This is a genomic window from Fischerella major NIES-592, assembly GCF_001904645.1.
GTDB lineage: Bacteria > Cyanobacteriota > Cyanobacteriia > Cyanobacteriales > Nostocaceae > Fischerella > Fischerella thermalis.
This window is the reverse complement of sequence record NZ_MRCA01000004.1, coordinates 230212-251417: the sequence shown is the minus strand read 5'-3', so window position 1 is coordinate 251417 and position 21206 is coordinate 230212. Positions and strand designations below refer to the sequence as shown.

General features: G+C 44.4%; 12 protein-coding genes. 7 read left to right on the top strand and 5 right to left on the bottom strand.

All coding sequences use genetic code 11. From position 1 onward, the window contains the following. Positions 1-76: 76 nt before the first annotated feature. Both NIES592_RS10245 and NIES592_RS10240 read right to left on the bottom strand, forming a co-directional pair. The gene (locus NIES592_RS10245; protein WP_178379513.1) at positions 77-3214 is read right to left on the bottom strand and encodes a cysteine peptidase family C39 domain-containing protein; all 3138 of its coding nucleotides are present in this window, start codon (positions 3212-3214) and stop codon (positions 77-79) included. A 772-nt stretch (positions 3215-3986) separates the two neighbouring features. Next, positions 3987-6425 carry a GH116 family glycosyl hydrolase gene (locus NIES592_RS10240; RefSeq protein ID WP_073555681.1) on the bottom strand — a complete coding sequence of 813 codons (2439 nt, stop codon included), beginning with the start codon at positions 6423-6425 and terminating at the stop codon, positions 3987-3989. Positions 6426-6537: 112 nt separating this feature from the next. Here NIES592_RS10240 and NIES592_RS10235 point away from each other — a divergent pair, with 112 nt between their 5' ends. Then, positions 6538-6996 carry a GUN4 domain-containing protein gene (locus NIES592_RS10235; RefSeq protein WP_084552273.1) on the top strand — a complete coding sequence of 153 codons (459 nt, stop codon included), beginning with the start codon at positions 6538-6540 and terminating at the stop codon, positions 6994-6996. Between the two features lie 50 nt (positions 6997-7046). Continuing rightward, positions 7047-7640 (top strand): Uma2 family endonuclease, encoded by a 594-nt coding sequence (locus NIES592_RS10230; protein WP_073555679.1) that lies wholly within the window; start codon positions 7047-7049, stop codon positions 7638-7640. 11 nt (positions 7641-7651) lie between these two features. Here the strand turns inward: NIES592_RS10230 and NIES592_RS10225 are convergent, their stop codons facing one another. Both NIES592_RS10225 and NIES592_RS10220 read right to left on the bottom strand, forming a co-directional pair. After that, a complete protein-coding gene (locus NIES592_RS10225; RefSeq protein WP_073555678.1) occupies positions 7652-8197 on the bottom strand; it encodes a GIY-YIG nuclease family protein in 546 nt (181 codons plus the stop codon). Between the two features lie 109 nt (positions 8198-8306). After that, positions 8307-8639: a hypothetical protein gene (locus tag NIES592_RS10220; protein ID WP_009456878.1), complete on the bottom strand. Its 333-nt coding sequence runs from the start codon at positions 8637-8639 to the stop codon at positions 8307-8309. 464 nt (positions 8640-9103) lie between these two features. Between NIES592_RS10220 and rpsT the strand changes: the two genes are divergently transcribed. The 4 genes from rpsT to NIES592_RS10195 all read left to right on the top strand — a co-directional run bounded on the left by rpsT (position 9104) and on the right by NIES592_RS10195 (position 16426). After that, complete coding sequence (gene rpsT, locus NIES592_RS10215; protein ID WP_062248229.1) at positions 9104-9406, top strand: 30S ribosomal protein S20; 303 nt, start codon at positions 9104-9106, stop codon at positions 9404-9406. Positions 9407-9498: 92 nt separating this feature from the next. Then, entirely contained in the window at positions 9499-10284 is a 786-nt protein-coding gene (locus tag NIES592_RS10210; RefSeq protein WP_073555677.1) for a TatD family hydrolase, read from the top strand. A 669-nt stretch (positions 10285-10953) separates the two neighbouring features. Next, a complete protein-coding gene (rpoB, locus tag NIES592_RS10200; protein WP_026086561.1) occupies positions 10954-14277 on the top strand; it encodes a DNA-directed RNA polymerase subunit beta in 3324 nt (1107 codons plus the stop codon). Between the two features lie 271 nt (positions 14278-14548). Continuing rightward, positions 14549-16426, top strand: coding sequence for a DNA-directed RNA polymerase subunit gamma (locus NIES592_RS10195; RefSeq protein WP_062248233.1), 1878 nt, complete (start codon positions 14549-14551; stop codon positions 16424-16426). Here NIES592_RS10195 and NIES592_RS24495 read toward each other — a convergent pair. Further along, positions 16423-16659 carry a hypothetical protein gene (locus NIES592_RS24495; protein WP_143168362.1) on the bottom strand — a complete coding sequence of 79 codons (237 nt, stop codon included), beginning with the start codon at positions 16657-16659 and terminating at the stop codon, positions 16423-16425. The genes NIES592_RS10195 and NIES592_RS24495 overlap by 4 nt on opposite strands. Before the next feature lie 24 nt (positions 16660-16683). Between NIES592_RS24495 and NIES592_RS10190 the strand changes: the two genes are divergently transcribed. Further along, positions 16684-20733, top strand: coding sequence for a DNA-directed RNA polymerase subunit beta'' (locus NIES592_RS10190; protein WP_062250705.1), 4050 nt, complete (start codon positions 16684-16686; stop codon positions 20731-20733). Positions 20734-21206 lie beyond the last annotated feature (473 nt).

Sequence of the window (21206 nt, the reverse complement as noted above, 5' to 3'; positions counted from 1 at the left end):
CGCTATTGGTATCCCTCAGTATTTGAAAAATTTATTTGCATCCTTTCTGCACTCCAATTTATTGATATAGGTACGATTACAGATGTAGTTGTTGTTGAAATAAGTGGTAATAAAGACCCTGAATTGTCATTAATTTTTGATGATTGCCTTGCTCAATGAGGATACCTCGGTCTAAAACCAAAATGTGGTCAGCATGGCGAATGCTAGAAAGATGACGGGCAACAAAGAAGATAGTGGTACATGCTTCATGAGTGGAAGTGTTGCTGGAGGGACGCAAACGAGCTAGATTTGAGGCGTTATCCAGGCAACTAGTAGCTTCATCTAGAATTAGGATACGTGGATTTCTAACTAAGGCGCGGGCGATCGCTATTTTTTGGCGCTGTTCATCAGCAAGCATTATCCCTCCCTCACCTACACGGGTGTTGTAACCTAGAGGTAAGGCTTGGATAAAAGTGTGTGCATCTGCAACTTTAGCAGCGGCGATCGCTTCTTCTAGGGAAATCTCTGAATTAAACAGTGTGATATTTTCCAAAATGCTGCCAGCAAATAGAAAAATATCTTGCGGTACAACCCCTAATTGACCACGCAATGACTGGGGAGAAACCTCAGCAATATTATGCCCATCAATTAAAATACGTCCGCTATGGGGACGATACAAACCTGCCAGTAAATTCACTAAAGTACTTTTACCAGAACCGTTAGTACCAACAATTCCTACAGTCTGTCCTGCTTTGATTTGAAAGGAAATATTGTGCAAGGTGTTGCGTTCTGCATTGGCATTGTAACGAAAACAAACCCGTTCAAACTGGATATCACCTCGAATCGGAGGTAAAACCATTTGTGGTTGTTGGCTATTTTCTTCTGGTTGGGTTGTAAGGATATCATCTAAACGTTCAGCAGAAATCAATATCTCTTGTAACTCATCCCACAACTTCACCAGTGCTAAAACAGGGTTGATTGTACTGCCAATCAGCATATTAAAAGCAACAAATTGACCAATTGACATCTGGTTGCCCATCACTAGCGTTGCCCCGTACCATAGTAAAAAAGTGATCCCCAGATGATTGATCAAACTAGTTGCTAGCTGTAAATTATTAGCTAACTTCTGACCCCGAAATCTTGTTTGGACGGTGTTGGTAAAACTTTCCTCCCAACGCCAGCGCATTGGACGTTCAGCAGCAGCTGTTTTAACTGTGGCTACACCAGTGACAATTTCTAGCATTGTGGAATATTGCACCGCCGATTTTTGCTTAAGTTCTCGTGAGGCATGTTTGAGAAGTGGGCTAGTTGCAGCAGTCACAACCACAATGGGTAGAATTAAAAGCAAGACGATGAGAGTCAAGCGTAAGTTGTAATACGCCATCAATCCCAAGTAAACAATCACCATGACCGCATCTAGGATAGTACTAAGTGCTTGCTTGGTGAAAAATAGTTGAATTTTGCGGTTTTCTTGAATAAGAGTAATAATGTCTCCTGGTTGACGGGATGCAAAAAACTGCAATGGTAAGCGCAGGGTACGGCTGATAAAACCGCCTAGTAACGTCAAATCCATGCGATTGGAAAAATAGTCCAGCAGGTATTGGCGCACTGCTTGGACGATAATCCGCCAAATGCCAAAAAATAGAAAACCAAAGGCGAAGATATTTAGAGTCAGAGAACTTTTATAAGGCAGAACTTGGTCAAGTACAACCTGAGTAATTAAAGGTGCTGCTAAACCAAACACTGTTAATAGTACTGACGCTAGAACGATTTGCCCAAGTAATTCGCGGTGATGCCAAAAAGCGTGCCAAAATTCTCGTAAGGAAACTTTTTCGTTCCGTTGAGCGTTTAAGTGTTTGGTTGGGAATAATAGCAGAGCATATCCTGTCCAGTTAGCTTCAAACTCTGGGCGCAAAAGCGATCGCTTGCCAATTGCGGGATCACAAATCAATACGCGATCGCCTTTGACTCGCCAAACAACCACGTAGTGAATCCCTTGCCAATGAGCAATCCAAGGGTTAGGTTGTAACTCTAATTTGCTCAAAGAAGCTCTAACTGGTAAAGCATCATAACCTAAGGTTTCTGCCGCATCCGCTAAAGACGAAAGCGAAGCCCCCATCCGGTCTGTCTGCGCTAGGTTTCGTAACTTATTCAGGCTGAAACGCTTACCCCAGTAGAGGCTAATCATCGCCAAACACGCAGCACCACAATCAGATGAACTCTGTTGCTGGATAAAAGGATAGCGACGCCAGAGTTTGCTGACCGACCAGCGCTGTTTCCTCGGTGGTGGCAAATTCATCTCTGCATAGGTATTTTCAGAAGACACAGCCGTTGTGTCCCCCTTGTCTTCCTTGTCCCCCTTTTCCTCCTTCTCCCCGTATCCCCCTTCTCCCTGCGTCCCCGTGTCTTCTTTCTGTTGCTTGTGGAGAAAAATTTCCGATGCAATTGTGCTAGTTAATTCTTCATATTGTTGAGGTAGGTGGTATACTAGCAGATCCGTTTTGGCAACCCAATCTGGGATTGTGGCATCGGGGTATCCCCAGCTTTCTCCTATTTGTGGTGGCTGATTTTCTAGCGTGGCACTCAAAATTTTTCCACTCCGCAGCCAAAAGCGTCCCTTTGATGGAGGGGTCGCTTCTACCAGGGTAGAGCCAGCACTGACGCTAGCTTGTTCCAAGTAAGGTAAAAGCTGGCGTAAAGAATGGCTAGTATGTGAACGTAATTCTGTGGCGGTTTTGAAAAAAATCAAAGTTTGTCGCTCACAGGTTATCTTTTGCAAATAGCGTTGCAAATTAGGTAGTCGTTTTAACCACTGTTTCAGGTCATCTACATATATTGATGCAACTAAACCAGCACTAGCTGCGACTGCTCGATACGGCAAAGGCTGATTGTGAAATAAACGGTCTACTCCAAAGGTTTGCTCTGCTATTAGCAACTGAGTAGATACCTCCCGTTTCAATTTTGGATCAAATCCCAGTAGCCGCACTCGACCTTGGCAAACTAAAAAAAGAAGATCATTTTGATTTTCTGTTTCTCCTGCGATCGCTAACTCCGCCAACTCATCCCCTAACTGAAATTCACGCAAAACCCAAATTTGATGAAAGTCGGATGCGAGGGTTGTGTCTTCTGCGGCTATCCTCAAAAGCTTAAGGATAGTCTGTTTTGGCATTGAAAATTTCTGATTCTTTGTATAAACAGGCTCTCTGTTACCCCCTAACGACGAATACGAGTTCATGTCTTAATCTCTAATGCCTGAGTAAGCTGATAAAATACCTGCTGAGGCAGCCAATGTTAGTGGATTTGATTTCATAAAGGAAGCTTGAGCTTTTGCAAAGCCCGATTTTTTGTGTTCTTAATCACTTTTTTCAGTTTTTTTTGAGTAGTTTCTTGAGAAAGAAAGTTTGTTTAATAACAGGTCAATCACTAAACTTTATTTAGTTTTTCACTAGGCTGTTAACCACCTCTTTAATGCATTTTTATAGAATTTTGATAACTTTAGTCAAGATTTTTTTGGTGATTTACCAAAGTTTTACTAAGCTTTTAATCCATATTTTCCATCTTGTGTCTCCTTTATTTGTGCTTTTAAGCACTTGTATACATTATTACAACTCTGGCAAATCATTCCTTAAAAGGATGAGGTTGTGCTTAAAAACATCAAACTGAATTGTTGGCATTAATAGCTCCAGCCCTGTCATTTGTTTATAGGGCTTCATGTCTTGTATCTGTCACAACAGACCAAAAAACTATTATATTACCATTGCTCCAGGAGAATGCAATACATAGTGGTCTTAGCAAGTAACCATGCATCCATAAGTTAGTTGCATTTTTTTGGAGAATTCATATTAGTCAATTACAAGCAATTACAATCAAAACCGGATTTTTTGTCTTCATGATCAAAAAAGATGGGGATCAGGAATTGGGATCGCGAACTGGAAGGAGGACAAGAAAGACGAGGGAGACAAAGAAGACAAACCAACCACTAACTACTAACAATCAACCAGCAACAACTAACCAATCATCAAATAAATTGCCCAAATTGCCATTGCCCGTAGATAAGTACTAGCGCGGAAAGTGCCGACAGCAGTAATTGCTTCTGGTGTGCGGAATTGCAATCCATTCTCGTAAACTTGCCGAACTACAGCTTCTGTCAATTTCATCGCTTCGTCTTTCATACCCATCTGCACCATGAAGGCCGCTAGACCAAAATTGATCCCCGTCCATACTTCTAAAGGATGGGTAGCTTGGGGGTTTTCTGGTGAACCATCAGGACGCAGACCATTAGCAGCACCAAACTGACCATGATGAAACTTCAGGAAACAAGCGTTGTAAACGGTTTTCAATGCCGACAAAGCGCGATCGCGCTTTACAATATCAGGCAATCCTAATAAACGGGCGTAGAACTGGCCACACAATTGGTCTGCCATTACTACATCCGAACCACTTTCGCTATCTAGTCGATAATATTGACCATTCCAGAGTTTTGCTTCATAAATGGGGCGAGATTGTTGTAACCAAGTTTGGTAGATAGATTTTTGAACCGCCAAGTCGCGAAGATCGCCAAGAAAATTTTCGGCGTTCTCTGTATCTCTGCAGTTTGTTATCAAAACATCACAAATTGCGATCGCAGCTTCTAATGCTGCTAACCATAATCCACCACAATAAGCACTCACTCCCTGTAGCCGCCAGTCATCAAAAGTTTGATCAGGCGCACCAGAATTTTCCGGAATCCCATCGTTATCTATGTCAAAAGTTTTTAGATAGTCGAGGGTTTCTACAATGGCATTCCAGCATTCTGCTAGAAATGTAATATCGTCAGCACCAGTGAAAAGAAAATCACGGTATACCTGCAAAACAAAATCACAACCTAAATCCTTCCACAAATTACAATCTTGGTAGCTAGTATAATTAGTCTTCTCCCAAACATGTTCATTAGGTGCGCCTAAATCGTGAGGTGTTGCTCCTGCAACCTTTCGGATAGCAAAAGGGCTTTCTGCACAGATGGTATAATAGTAGCCAATAACACGAGTAGTTTGATCACTCACTGGAATTGCGCGGGCAAACGCACGCATGACCGCCTTCTCTAATTCTGGAAACAGCATCAATAAAGCAAAAGAGCCATAAAGCCGGACATCCAAACTTTCATACCAACGGTAGTCTAGGCACTCCAACACTGCAAACTGACCAATGGGATCACGCTCAGTTGCTGCACTCCAGAGAGTACCACCAGCAGAAAGGTCGTAAAGCTCATTAAATAAGGCCATCTTAAACCAGTCTGGTAAATCTGCACGGTCAAGAATGGGTTTCTGCCATGCTTGAATTTGTGCTCGCCAAGCCTGGTATTGTTGTAGTGCGATTAATGCGATCGCCCATGCATTCTTGCCATCATTCCCAAAAAAGTCTGTATATCTGCGGTAGTAATTGATGCCAGCCGCAAATTCTGTCACCGGGAAATCCCAAGTTAAAACAAAAGGGATCTCTAGTGTTTCCCCTGGCTGTAGAGTGAAACGCACAGCAAGCGCAGCTGCAATTTGTTCACCCTCAACTGCTGAGGCATGATCTAGATAGTTTGGTAAGGAGCCATCTTGAGCAAAACTTTGCCACACATCCTCGCCCGTGCCTCTAGGCTGCCAACGGCTATGATAAAAAATTTCTAGTTTGGGATGTTTAGAAGTAGCAATGCACCACTGTCCTTCTCCCTCTTGGATAGGTTGATCCACGCCAACCCGACCCAGAACACAACCAATATGTTCACTATTTTCAACTAGTTGATTAAAATTATCTTTACTTTCACCTAAGGGTGGCTGATATTCATAAACCGGACTACCATCATCCCGCATCCTTACCTCTGGGGATTTCAAGGCATTAGTAAACCAACCTACCATATTTTCCCAAGTGAGCATAATACTCAAAGTAATAGATGCGTTGGTAGGATTGTGTGCTTTCCACATAAAAATTGCCACAGGGTAGCTAGTTTCTTGGTAATTATTTGCCCAGATCGGAGAAAATTGTTCACAGGTTAACTGGGTTTTATACACCTGTTCATAAACAAACCAACTGCGCGGATAAAGGGCATGATAAGTTCCAGTGATACCGTCTTCATTTTTAATTGTTGGGTACCACTGCCAAGCAGCTAAATTCCCATCTTCAGGTGGTTGTGTACATAAAGCATATGCCTGAGTTCCTGCTCCAGTACGTTCAAATACACTAAATTGACAACCAGGGATATTTTTAAAGACGTGTTCGCCACCATCAATATGCCACAGATTAAAATCTCCCCGCGAAGAACGACCAATACAACCTGCACCAAAACCACCTAAGGGCATTCCGTGCCAAGGGCCATCATCAATGTTGCTAGCATAGCGAACAGTATAAGGCTTGTCCCAACCTAAACCAATGGGACGACTCCAAGTGCAAGAAGGGATTTGCGGGGAAGATTGATTTGTCATCGCCTGAGTTGACAGTGTGCAGTCACAATTAAAGAAGACTAGCGCGATGTGTAAATTTTCTCAAGTTGTCTGGCAATTTGATCCTCAAGGTTAGCGATCAAGAAAAGAAAGGCTGGCTAAAAAAGAACATATTAAAGAGTTTCCTTGTCAAGATTTACGCACTATTGACGCTCTTTGGACAAAGTACAGCCAAGGACACTTTGGTTTTAGTGTGCAGAAAAATATTTGGCTGGAACTAGGCGGTGAAATCGATAAGTATACAGAGTGTTTATTAGGCGATCGCGTTGGCTGGAGAATCAAACAAGAGTGGCTAAAATATTCTCATCTCAATTTTTCCCTTAATGCTCCCCAAGGTCATCTTCCATCACGCTTAGTAGGAGTTAGTCCATCTTTGGGGATGGAAGCGTTAATATTCCCCAAGGAGTATTGGTGCGTTGTTTCGCTGTGTTCCCCTTTAGTGGAGAATAGGCCAAACGGTTGGGTTTGGTTTTGGGGGGATTGTCTTTTTTATCCCGGGTTCACTCTTGTGAACTATGAAGTTTCACATCATAAGTATGGGCAGGGGAACTAAAATAAAATCACCCCGAAGGAGCCATCAATATATTTCCTAATCATCATGCGATGGAAACTATCACCCTAAATGTTCCTCCTAGTGTGGCTCTCACAGATGAGCAATTTTATCATCTGTGTATGGCGAATGAAGAATGGCGCATGGAGCTAACAGCTGAAGGAGAATTAATCATTATGCCACCAACTGGTGGAGAAAGTGGGATTAGAAATTCCGAACTGAACTTACAAGTAAGTTTGTGGAACCGCCAGACAAAGCTAGGTCATGTTTTTGACTCCTCCACCATCTTTAAATTGCCTAATAGTGCAAAGCGTTCCCCTGATGTTTCTTGGGTACGTCGGGAAAGATGGGAAGCTTTGTCTATTGAAGACAGACGAGGCTTTCCCCCTCTTTGTCCAGACTTTGCGATCGAACTACGTTCCCAAACAGATAACTTGCCAAAATTGCAAAGCAAAATGCACGATTACCTAAACAATGGACTTCGCTTAGGTTGGTTAATTGATCCCCAAACTCCCCTAGTGGAAATTTACCGCCCAAATCAGGATGTAGAAACCCTTTACTTTTCTGAACAAACTCCGCCTACTTTATCAGGAGAAACTGTACTACCCGGATTTCTTCTTGACCTAGCTCCTCTTTTTAATCTTTGATAGAAGTAAATTTATTTCAAATCCAGCAATCCTTCTTCCTTCAACTTGGGATTAAATCGAATTTGCATTTGCAAGCCACGTACCTCTAATACCTTTAAAATTTCCGCCTCGACTCGCCGCGCTACATTTTTAAGAATTTTGATTTTAGCTATTTCATCATTAACAGGGTTTTGGTAATTTGCTTGTTCTTCAGCGGTCATTACTACTTTTGCATCTATTGGCTGTGTCCATTTTCCCTTTTCATTGCCGTTCCCCACAGGGACACAACCATTTTCTTCTATCCAAGCCTTTTCAATATTTTCTAATACCGCACGGCTGGGGCGTTCAATTGTTTGGACTTTTACCCAATAACATTGTTGTGGCTGACGCACAATGTGCTGCTTGAGGCTAAGATAAACATCACGAGAATACCCGACAAATTGCAGCGTTTGTTGTTGGTCAAAAATTGCATAGACTCCGATTTTACCTTGTAAATATTCAGGTAATTGCCCGTTTTCGTCAATGTAAGGAATGTATTCTAAATTCGCTAAAGCAGGAATATTTGTGTCTGTAGTCATAAAATTGAGTTAGTGGTTGGTGCTTAGTGGTTAGTGGTTAGTCAGTAGAGACACCAAGAACATCGCGTCTGTACGTTAGTAGTTAGTAGTTGGTATTTTCCCCTTTTCCCTAATCCCCAATCCCTAATTTCTTATAAACAGCACAAAGCCGACTAGGTTTAAAAATCTTGGCTGTGAACATGAAGTTAGGCGGAACGTTGATAATGACGTACTCCTCCGATTCATGGTATTTTTCAAATTCAGCTGGCATTCCTTTGGGAGTAGCTATACTGTAAGGAACTGGCTGAAAAAGCAATTCTGTAAATTCTACTTGTTCACACTCCAAGTTTTGGCAAATTTGATTCAAAAATGCTTCACTAGTTAATAATTTAAATAGATTCTCTTTCGCTTGTGGTTCGAGAGTGAAACTGCTATCGAAATTTTCGATAATTTTTAAAGCCATGTTCTTATAGAGAATTTTGCTCTACTGATAAATGTTAAAAGAGTTAGACCTCAGGAACAGTATGTTTCACAAAAAATTACTAAAGAAACCTGAGACTTAATTCACAGTATGGGATTGTGTGACTGCTGTTAGCAGAGAACGATCGCTCTTGATGATGAAAAATTATGAAGACGGGTTTAGCTTCAAAAGCGCCAAAAGCGCCAAAAATCTGGAGTAGGTGAGCAGAGATCGGGAATCGGGGAAAAGGAAATGTGGGGTAACAAGGGAGAGTATGAGGAGTGTGGGGAGTGAATGACTTTTGACAAATGACTTTTGACCACTAACCACTAACAACCATCAACTAATGTAGACTCAAATACCAAAACCTGACTTTTTTCTCAGGAATCATAACATTGGCGTTTTGGATGCTATATTAGTAAGTCTAGTAGTGTGTGTACATATTTATAATCTTTCTGGAACTGACTGTGGCGAATACAAAGTCTGCTCTCAAGCGCGCCAAAATCGCAGAGCGCAATCGTTTACGGAATAAAGCTTATAAATCAGCTGTGAAGACGCTGATGAAAAAATACTTTGCTGCGGTAGAAACCTATGCAGCAAACCCAACCCCTGAATTACAGCAAGAAGTCCAAACTCGGATGTCGGAAGCTTATAGCAAAATTGATAAAGCTGTGAAGCGAGGCGTCCTCCATCCCAACAATGGGGCGAGAAAAAAATCTAGACTAGCTCAAAGGTTAAAAGCTCACACACAGCCAGCGGCAACTGCATAATAATAGTCAATTGTCAATTGTCAGTAGTCAATTGTCACTCAACTTTTGACTATGGACTCTTGACTACGGACTCTTGACTAAATAAATAAACAATGCAGCTAATCGATACCCACGTTCATATCAACTTTGACGTTTTCCAGGCAGATATAGAAAAAGTGCGATCGCGATGGCAAGAAGCGGGTGTAGTGCGTTTAATACATTCGTGTGTCGAGCCAACGGAATTTTCTAGCATTGCGGCTCTAGCTCATCAATTTCCCGAAGTTAGCATTGCTGTGGGGTTGCATCCTTTAGATGCAGACAAATGGAATCAGCAAACACCAGATGAGATTAAATATTTAGCTCAGTCTGGCCCTAGAGTAGTAGCTATCGGGGAAACAGGGCTAGATTTTTATAAAGCCGATAACTATGAACAGCAATGCATGGTATTTGAAGCGCAGTTAAGGATAGCTACTGAACTCAACCTACCAGTGATTATCCACTGCCGTAACGCTACGGCAGAAGTCAGGGACGTACTGCAAAAATGGAAAAATTTCAAAGGCGAGAGTGTACGAGGTGTAATGCACTGCTGGGGCGGAACGCCAGAGGAAACTCAATGGTTTCTAGACTTAGGCTTTTACATCAGCTTTAGCGGGACTGTTACCTTTAAAAATGCTAAACAGATTCAAGCATCTGCTGCAATGGTGAGAAGCGATCGCCTGTTAATTGAAACAGACTGTCCTTTTCTCGCACCAGTTCCAAAGCGGGGTGAAAAGCGTAATGAACCCGCCTATGTTCGCTACGTGGCTGAACAAATAGCCCGCCTTCGAGGAGAAACAACTGAAGCGATCGCAGCTATTACTACAAAAAATGCCTGTAATCTATTCAATTTGACACTATAAGCGAATATATAAATACGTAATTATGTGTATTTTCTGGAACTATCTTCTGGAAAAGAAAATTTTAGGGGGACAAAAATTATGATATTATTGTACCCTCCAAAAAATATTTAGTTGCGCCATAATGTTTAAGGAGGCAAATTATAAACTTTTCGGCTTTTGTTGTACTACTACTATATCACTCGACCATCCTCCTAAGCTCCATAGATGAAGCAAAAGCCTATAATTACCTAATTTCTTGTTTAGGTAGAGCTAGGTTTTGGCTCAAGCATTAAAGTTATAGAAATTTATAAACGAAATTTTCTGTGAGAATTATCCGCCAACCTCAAGCTATACAGACAAGCGCTAGGCTGAGAAAATTATTTGCTCAGTACTAGGATATCATCGCTCTGGGTTGAAAAAACCGACAGTTTACAAAGGCAACAGTCAAAAGAACTGCGTATGATCAATAGCGCGGTTTTTGGAGGGGAAGTGAAAAGAGCAAAATACATTCGGGCAAAGCTGAACCATCTTCTGTTTTTAGAAATCCAGCAAAAGGAGCAAATTCCCTATTGCCAAAATTGCTCTTTCCAGGTTTAATTGCTCCGTTTGCCTACACCTGCACTTTGCAGGTGGTGTAAGGAGAAGTTCCCACACACCAAAAAGTTTAACCAGGTTGACAAAGGTAGAGGCATGACTAACGACACAATAATGGAACCCGCCTTTTTGTTGCCCGACTTGATTGAAATCCAGCGTTCTAGTTTTCGCTGGTTTTTAGAGGAAGGGCTCATAGAAGAACTTAACTCCTTTAGTCCGATTACTGACTACACCGGCAAACTTGAGCTGCACTTTTTAGGTCAGAATTACAAACTGAAGGAACCAAAGTACGACGTTGACGAAGCCAAGCGGCGGGATAGCACTTACGCTGTACAAATGTACGTACCCACACGTTTGATTAACAAAGAAACAGGAGAAATTAAGGAGCAAGAAGTATTTATTGGAGATTTGCCTCTGATGACAGAGCGCGGCACGTTTATTATTAACGGTGCTGAGCGAGTGATTGTCAACCAGATTGTGCGATCGCCAGGAGTTTACTACAAATCAGAAATTGATAAAAACGGCAGACGTACTTATTCAGCTAGTTTAATTCCTAACCGGGGAGCTTGGCTGAAATTTGAAACAGACCGTAACGACTTAGTGTGGGTACGCATTGACAAAACCCGCAAATTGTCGGCCCAAGTACTATTAAAAGCCTTGGGATTGTCAGATAACGAAATCTTTGATGCTCTGCGTCACCCCGAATATTTTCAGAAAACCATCGAAAAAGAAGGGCAATTTTCTGAAGAAGAAGCCCTGATGGAACTATATCGCAAACTGCGTCCGGGTGAGCCACCTACCGTCTTAGGTGGACAGCAACTCCTCGACTCTCGCTTTTTTGATCCCAAGCGCTATGACTTAGGGCGTGTAGGACGCTACAAACTCAACAAAAAACTGCGTCTGCAAGTACCAGAAACCATGCGGGTACTCACTCCCCAAGATATCTTGGCGGCGGTCGATTACCTCATTAACCTGGAATACGACATTGGTAGCATAGACGACATCGATCACCTCGGAAATCGCCGAGTTAGAAGCGTCGGTGAATTACTGCAAAACCAAGTCCGGGTTGGTTTAAACCGTTTGGAGCGGATTATTCGGGAGCGGATGACTGTATCCGACGCTGAAGTTCTCACTCCAGCTTCCTTAGTTAACCCCAAGCCTTTGGTAGCAGCAATTAAAGAATTCTTTGGCTCCAGCCAATTGTCGCAGTTCATGGATCAAACCAACCCCTTGGCAGAATTGACACACAAACGTCGTCTTTCTGCCCTGGGACCCGGTGGTTTGACTCGCGAGCGTGCTGGTTTTGCCGTCCGTGATATTCACCCCTCCCACTACGGACGTATTTGTCCCATTGAAACACCAGAAGGTCCCAACGCTGGTTTGATTGGTTCCTTGGCAACCCATGCCCGGGTGAACCAATACGGCTTCCTAGAAACGCCCTTCCGACCAGTGGAAAATGGGCGCGTCAGATATGACTTGCCACCAGTTTACATGACTGCCGACGAAGAAGACGATTTCCGGGTAGCGGCTGGAGATGCTCCCATAGATGAAAATGGTCATCTGATAGGGCCAGAAGTACCTGTACGCTATCGTCAGGAATTCTCCACTACAACTCCAGAACAAGTAGACTATATAGCAGTCTCCCCCGTACAAATTGTGTCGGTAGCTACGAGCATGATTCCCTTCTTGGAGCATGACGACGCTAACCGCGCTCTCATGGGGTCAAACATGCAACGTCAAGCAGTACCCCTGCTCAAGCCAGAGCGTCCATTGGTAGGGACAGGCTTAGAAGCACAGGGAGCCAGAGACTCCGGGATGGTAATTGTCTCGCGTACCGACGGTGATGTCACCTACGTCGATGCGACCAAGATCCGGGTACGTCCACGGGTACGTCCAGGTGAGGAAAACGCCAAACCCCCTGCTGAAATCGAGTACATCTTGTCCAAGTACCAGCGCTCCAACCAAGACACATGTCTGAACCAAAAACCCCTCGTCCGCGTCGGTGAACGGGTTGTTGCTGGTCAGGTGCTAGCAGACGGTTCCTCTACCGAAGGTGGAGAATTGGCACTAGGACAAAACATCATCGTCGCCTATATGCCTTGGGAAGGCTATAACTACGAAGACGCAATTTTGATTTCCGAAAGATTAGTACAGGATGATGTTTATACCTCAATTCACATTGAAAAATATGAAATTGAGGCTAGACAGACAAAACTGGGGCCCGAAGAAATCACCAGAGAAATTCCCAACGTCGGTGAAGATGCCCTAAGAAATTTAGATGAACAGGGAATCATCCGTATCGGTGCGTGGGTAGAAGCTGGAGATATTCTCGTCGGTAAAGTCACTCCCAAAGGTGAATCAGACCAACCACCAGAAGAAAAACTACTGCGGGCTATCTTCGGTGAAAAAGCGCGGGATGTGCGAGACAATTCCCTACGCGTACCCAATGGTGAAAAAGGACGCGTCGTAGACGTGCGGATCTTCACCCGCGAACAAGGCGATGAACTACCGCCGGGAGCCAACATGGTGGTGCGGGTGTATGTAGCCCAGAAGCGGAAAATCCAAGTCGGCGACAAAATGGCAGGACGTCACGGCAACAAAGGGATTATTTCCAAGATACTTCCAATAGAAGACATGCCCTATTTGCCTGATGGTTCACCAGTAGATATCGTCCTCAACCCCTTGGGTGTGCCTAGCCGAATGAACGTTGGACAGGTATTTGAGTGTCTGTTGGGTTGGGCTGGTCACGTCATGGGAGTGCGGTTTAAGATTACGCCCTTTGACGAAATGTACGGTGAAGAAGCATCCCGCACCATTGTGCATGGCAAATTACAAGAAGCACGGGATGAAACTGGCAAAAACTGGGTATTTAACCCAGATGACCCAGGCAAAATTATGGTATATGACGGCCGCACTGGTGAACCCTTCGACCGACCAGTAACAGTAGGTGTGGCTTACATGCTGAAACTGGTACACCTAGTAGACGATAAAATCCATGCTCGTTCTACTGGTCCATACTCCTTAGTTACCCAGCAGCCTTTGGGTGGTAAGGCTCAGCAAGGTGGTCAGCGGTTTGGAGAAATGGAAGTGTGGGCATTGGAAGCCTTTGGTGCAGCTTACACATTGCAGGAATTGCTGACAGTCAAATCTGACGATATGCAAGGACGCAATGAAGCATTAAATGCGATCGTCAAAGGCAAAGCCATTCCTCGACCGGGAACACCAGAATCTTTCAAAGTCCTAATGCGAGAATTGCAATCTCTAGGATTGGATATTGCCGTCCACAAGGTGGAAACCCAAACAGATGGCAGTACCGTAGACGTAGAAGTTGATTTAATGGCAGACAATAGTGCCCGTCGTACACCTCCACGTCCAACCTACGAATCCTTAAGCCGCGAGTCGATGGAAGAGGAAGAATAAATACTGGTTGTTTGTTGATAGTTGGTGGTTGTTTGGATTTTCCAACCAACCCTACCCTTACGGGAAGCCACTTCGTGTCTACGGGTTCGCCAGTCCCCCTACCCTGACGGGAAGCCGCTGCGCGTCTACGTGACGGAGACCGCCTTTTTGGGGGGCTGGACTCACCAACAACAAACAACCATCAACTAAAAACTAAATACTCCTCCCACTAGCACGGCTAATTATGCCCGTGTTGTTTGTAAAGTCATAACTCAAACGCAGCATTAAACAGATGAGAAACACCCAAACTAATCAGTTTGACTACGTTAAAATCGGCTTGGCATCGCCCGAACGTATTCGTCAGTGGGGTGAAAGAACACTACCCAATGGCCAGGTCGTTGGTGAAGTTACTAAGCCGGAGACGATCAACTATCGGACTCTCAAACCAGAAATGGATGGTTTGTTCTGCGAGCGGATCTTCGGTCCGGCAAAAGATTGGGAATGTCATTGCGGTAAATATAAGAGAGTACGCCATCGGGGGATTGTTTGCGAACGTTGTGGTGTGGAAGTTACCGAATCAAGAGTACGCCGCCACCGCATGGGTTACATTAAACTCGCTGCGCCTGTAGCTCACGTTTGGTATCTCAAAGGTATTCCTAGTTATATCTCCATCCTGTTGGATATGCCACTGCGGGATGTAGAGCAAATTGTTTATTTCAATTCCTATGTTGTTCTTAGCCCTGGTAATGCTGAAACCCTCAGCTATAAACAATTACTCAGTGAGGATCAGTGGCTAGAAATAGAAGATCAGATTTACAGCGAAGATTCAACTTTACAAGGTGTAGAGGTAGGTATTGGTGCAGAGGCGTTACTGCGACTACTTGCTGATATTAACCTCGAACAAGAAGCTGAAACTCTGCGCGAAGAAATTACCACCGCCAAAGGTCAAAAACGAGCGAAGCTCATTAAACGCCTGCGGGTAATCGACAACTTTATCGCCACTGGCTCCAAACCAGAGTGGATGGTAATGACAGTAATTCCTGTCATCCCACCAGATTTGCGCCCGATGGTGCAGCTTGATGGTGGACGGTTTGCAACCAGCGACTTGAACGATTTGTACCGGCGAGTAATTAACCGCAATAACCGTCTGGCACGTTTGCAGGAAATTTTGGCTCCGGAGATTATCGTTCGCAACGAGAAGCGGATGCTACAAGAAGCGGTAGACGCATTAATTGATAATGGTCGACGCGGACGGACTGTAGTTGGAGCAAACAATAGACCCTTAAAATCTTTATCAGACATTATTGAAGGAAAACAAGGGCGCTTCCGGCAAAATTTATTGGGTAAACGGGTTGACTACTCTGGGCGTTCTGTAATTGTGGTGGGGCCAAAGTTAAATATCCACCAATGTGGTTTGCCAAGGGAAATGGCAATTGAGCTATTCCAGCCGTTTGTGATTCATCGCCTCATTCGTAGTGGCATGGTAAACAACATTAAAGCTGCGAAAAAGCTGATCTCCCGGTCTGATCCCAGTGTTTGGGATGTCTTGGAAGAAGTAATTGAAGGACACCCAGTTTTACTCAACCGCGCTCCTACTCTGCACCGCTTGGGTATTCAGGCTTTTGAGCCAATTTTGGTAGAAGGAAGAGCGATCCAGCTACACCCATTGGTGTGTCCAGCTTTTAACGCTGACTTTGACGGTGACCAAATGGCGGTACATGTGCCGTTATCTCTGGAATCACAAGCGGAAGCACGGTTATTGATGCTGGCTTCCAACAACATTTTGTCTCCTGCTACAGGTAAGCCCATCATTACACCTAGCCAAGATATGGTGTTAGGTTCGTATTACTTAACCGCAGAAAATCCCCACGCTACCAAGGGTGCAGGACGCTATTTTGCTTCTTTAGACGACGTAATTATGGCTTTTGATCAGGAACAGGTAGACCTGCACGCCTATATCTATGTCCGCTACGACGGTGAAGTTGAGTCAGACCAAGCGGACCATGAGCCACGAGAAGTGATTAAAAATGATGATGGTAGTGTGACTAAGTTGTATAAATACCGTCGAGTCAGAGAAGACGCTCAGGGAAATCTAATTTCTCAGTATATATACACAACTCCTGGTCGTGTAATTTACAATAAGGCAATTCAGGAAGCGCTAGCAAGTTAGGAAGTGTTGTTTGTTGTTTGTTGTTTGTAACAATCAACGAACAACCAACCATCAACCATCAACCACCCTTCGGGTTCGCCAGTCCCCCTACCCTTACGGGAAGCCCTTCGGGTAGTTGCCTCCGGGACGCTACGCGAACGCAGTCGCTCATGGGGGAAACCCCCAAGACCGCGCTGTCTCACCGCTTGCGCGTCTACGTGACGGAGACCGCCTTTTGGGGGGGCTGGACTCACCAACTACCAACAACTATTGACAAAATGACTAACGACAAAATGATTTTCCGCAATCGCGTTGTTGACAAAGGTCAACTGCGTAATTTGATTTCTTGGGCGTTTACGCACTATGGTACAGCGCGGACTGCTGTGATGGCGGACAAATTAAAAGATTTGGGTTTCCGCTACGCCACCAAAGCTGGTGTTTCCATCAGCGTAGAAGATTTGATGGTTCCTCCTTCCAAGCGATCGCTCCTGGAAGCCGCAGAAGCAGAAATTCGCGCTACTGAAGAACGCTACCAACGTGGGGAAATTACGGAAGTAGAGCGCTTCCAAAAAGTAATTGATACCTGGAATGGAACTTCTGAAGCTCTCAAAGACGAAGTTGTTAGCCACTTCAAAAAGACAAATCCCCTCAACTCCGTGTATATGATGGCATTTTCCGGGGCTAGGGGTAACATTTCCCAAGTACGGCAATTGGTCGGGATGCGGGGACTGATGGCAGATCCCCAAGGGGAAATTATCGACTTACCGATCAAAACCAACTTCCGGGAAGGACTCACCGTTACCGAATACATTATTTCCTCTTACGGTGCGCGCAAAGGCTTAGTAGATACAGCCCTCCGCACAGCAGACTCCGGTTATCTCACCCGTCGTCTGGTGGATGTTTCTCAGGATGTGATTATCCGGGAATTTGACTGTGGTACTACCAGAGGAATTCCCATCCGGGCCATGACCGAAGGTGGTAAGACCTTGATTAGGCTAGAAACCCGCCTCATGGGACGAGTTGTGGCGGAAGATGTGGTACATCCCACCACAGGCGAAGTTATCGCACCCCGAAATACACCGATTTCTGACGACTTGGCAAAAATCATCGAAAAATCAGGTGTAACTGAAGTAGTAGTGCGATCGCCCTTGACTTGTGAAGCAGCGCGATCAGTTTGCCAACATTGCTACGGTTGGAGTTTAGCCCACGCCAAAATGGTAGATTTGGGTGAAGCTGTAGGTATTATTGCTGCCCAAAGTATCGGTGAACCAGGTACGCAGCTGACGATGCGTACTTTCCACACAGGTGGTGTATTCACTGGGGAAGTAGCTAAACAAGAACGCGCTGTAATTGATGGTACAGTCCGTTTCCCCCGCCGCTTACGCACAAGACCCTATCGTACCCGTCACGGTGAAGATGCTTTGTATGTAGAAACCAACGGCACATTAACTTTAGATGCTGGTAACTCAACAAGCAGGGAAATTGCTGTTACCCAAGGTTCAACCCTGTACGTTGTAGATGGACAACAAGTCAAGCAAGGTCAATTAATCGCAGAAGTCGCCCTTGGTGGACGTACAACTCGCGCTAATACAGAAAAAGCTGTCAAAGACGTAGCGTCTGACTTAGCCGGGGAAGTTAAATTTGCCGATGTTGTCGCCGAACAAAAAACTGACCGTCAAGGTAACACCACCACCACAGCAGCACGAGGTGGTTTGATCTGGATTTTGTCAGGGGAAGTTTATAACTTACCACCTGGTGCGGAATTGGTAGTCAAAGAAAACGATACCGTCGCTACTAATGGCGTCCTGGCAGAAACCAAACTTACTACCCAGCATGGTGGTGTGGTACGTTTGCCCGAAGCAACCCCAGGCAAATCTACACGGGAAATTGAAATTATTACAGCTTCTGTAGTTTTAGACCAAGCCACAGTCACTGTCCAAAGCTCTCAAGGTAAAAATAACTACTTAGTTAGCACTGGTAACAATCAAGTCTTCAACTTGAGGGCAACCCCTGGTACAAAAGTCCAAAACGGTCAGGTAGTCGCCGAGTTGATTGACGACCGCTATCGTACCACTACCGGTGGAATGCTCAAATACGCTGGTGTAGAAGTCCAGAAAAAAGGTAAAGCCAAGCAAGGCTACGAAGTGGTGCAGGGCGGAACTTTACTGTGGATTCCCGAAGAAACACACGAAGTTAATAAAGATATCTCCTTGCTGTTAGTGGAAGACGGTCAGTACGTTGAAGCTGGTACTGAGGTAGTCAAAGATATCTTCTGCCAAAACAGTGGCGTCATCGAAGTCACCCAGAAAAATGACATTCTGCGAGAAGTGGTAATTAAACCAGGAGACCTGCTGATGGTGGATGACCCAGAAGCAGTGATGAGCAAAGATAACACCTTTGTCCAACCTGGTGAAGAACTGCTGGGACAAACCTTTAATGAACTGCGCTACATTCAGTACGTGGAAACACCAGAAGGTCCTGCCTTGTTAAGTCGTTTGGTAGTTGAGTATGCCGTACCCAACTATCCTGATGTGCCTTCTACTACATCCGTGAGCCAGCAAACAGCCCGCTCCATTCAATTGCGAGCTGTACAACGGCTGCCCTACAAAGATTCTGAACGTGTTAAATGTGTTGAAGGCGTCGAACTGCTGCGAACTCAACTAGTATTGGAAATTGAGCAAGAAGACGAGCAAGACCACACAGCCTCCCCCTTGGCAGCAGATATTGAATTGGTACCTGATGCCAATGATCCAGAAATTCAACGTTTGCAACTGGTGATTTTGGAATCTTTAACGGTTCGTCGAGATATTACCGCTGATGCTACTCAAGGTAGTACGAATACAACCCTTGAGGTTGAAGACGGACAAACTATTGCTCCTGGTGCAGTAGTAGCACGTACCCAAATCTTATGTAAAGAAGGTGGTATCGTCCGGGGCGTCAAAAAAGGTACAGAAGCTGTTCGTCGTTGCTTGGTGTTGCGTCAACAACACGACATGATCAAAATGAATTGCGCTGTCCAACCCAAAGTAAAACCGGGTGACTTGGTGGTAGAGGGTACAGAAATTGCTCCAGGAGTCTTTGCTGAAGAATCTGGGCAAGTTGTAGCTGTGAAAAAAGCAGAAAGTACAGGAGAAACTACGGCTGATTCATCAGCACTGGCTACTCAAAACTACTCTGTTACCATCCGTGTTGGTCGTCCCTACCGCGTCAGTGGTGGTGCGATCTTACAAGTAGAAGACGGTGATTTGGTACAGCGCGGTGATAACTTGGTGTTGCTAGTATTTGAACGTGCCAAGACAGGAGACATCATCCAAGGTTTGCCCAGAATTGAAGAACTTCTCGAAGCCCGTAAGCCGAAAGAAGCATGTATATTAGCTAAGAGAGCAGGAGAAGTTAAGGTCATCTATGGTGATGGGGATGAAGCGATCGCCGTAAAAGTGATCGAACCTAACGGTGTAGTTACAGACTATACCATTGGCCCTGGACAGAACTTAGTAGTTACGGATGGGCAAACAGTCAGTGCTGGACAGCCACTCACAGATGGTCCAGCCAACCCCCACGAGATATTGGAAGTCTTCTTTAACCTTGGTTCTGAAGAGGGAGTCTACGCCTGTGCTAGTCATGCATTACAGAAGGTACAAACCTTCCTGGTAAACGAAGTACAAATGGTCTATCAGTCTCAAGGAATTGATATTGCTGATAAACACATTGAAGTGATTGTTCGCCAGATGACTTCTAAAGTGCGGGTTGATGATGGCGGTGATACCACTATGCTACCTGGTGAATTGGTAGAACTGCGTCAAATCGAACAGGTAAACGAAGCTATGGCAATTACCGGTGGCGCAAAGGCGCAATACACTCCCGTATTGTTGGGTATTACCAAAGCATCTTTGAATACTGATAGCTTCATCTCTGCCGCCTCCTTCCAAGAAACTACTCGGGTATTAACCGAAGCAGCAATAGAAGGTAAATCTGACTGGTTACGTGGCTTGAAAGAAAACGTGATTATCGGACGATTAATTCCTGCTGGCACAGGCTTTAATACCTACGAAGAACCTGGTATAGTCGAAGACTACACCGATTCCTTCAGCAGTAGTGTCTTAGATGAAGTTGAAGATCCATTAGATATGGTGCTGGACGATCGCACAGCCCGTACCTACAACTTGGATTCTCCAACTCTAGGAGTAGGAGAAATGACTTATGGCAGCAGACCAAAGTCGATTTTGGATGATGATGATGATTTGATTCCTGGTGAAATCAACGATCTAACAGAAGACGACGAAGATGATTTCGATGAAGATGATTTCGAGGACGAAGACGACGAATAAACTAGCCTAGTCATAAACTGAGGCGGGGATGTGGTGAAGTTGGCTACATCCCCGCTTTTTGTTAGTCTGGGTGTATATAAAGCTTTTATAGTTTTTTTACCAAAGAAAGGCAGAGGGTAGTCCCTATTAAACAAGTTCCACTACCAGGCATGAAAATTTAACTCTGACTACACCTCTACACCCATTTTCCAGCTAGACTCTCATGGGTGAGCGCCCACAACACTCTTGATAAAAGAACTAACACAGTACAAGGCGATGCACACAGATGAGATTATGGGTTTGCTCCTAATTTGATTCTTGATCGCTGTTTTCAAGACGGAAAAATACATCTGTTATATCAGTGACAGATATATTTTGAGAATTTGTAGGAAAATGAACAAGTATATTTACCCAATTGATTTTTGGCTCAGCCAATTTGAAAATCCTCGTTGACAATTGATCTCATCCTTAGGAAAAATTCGTTTTTGTTTGAC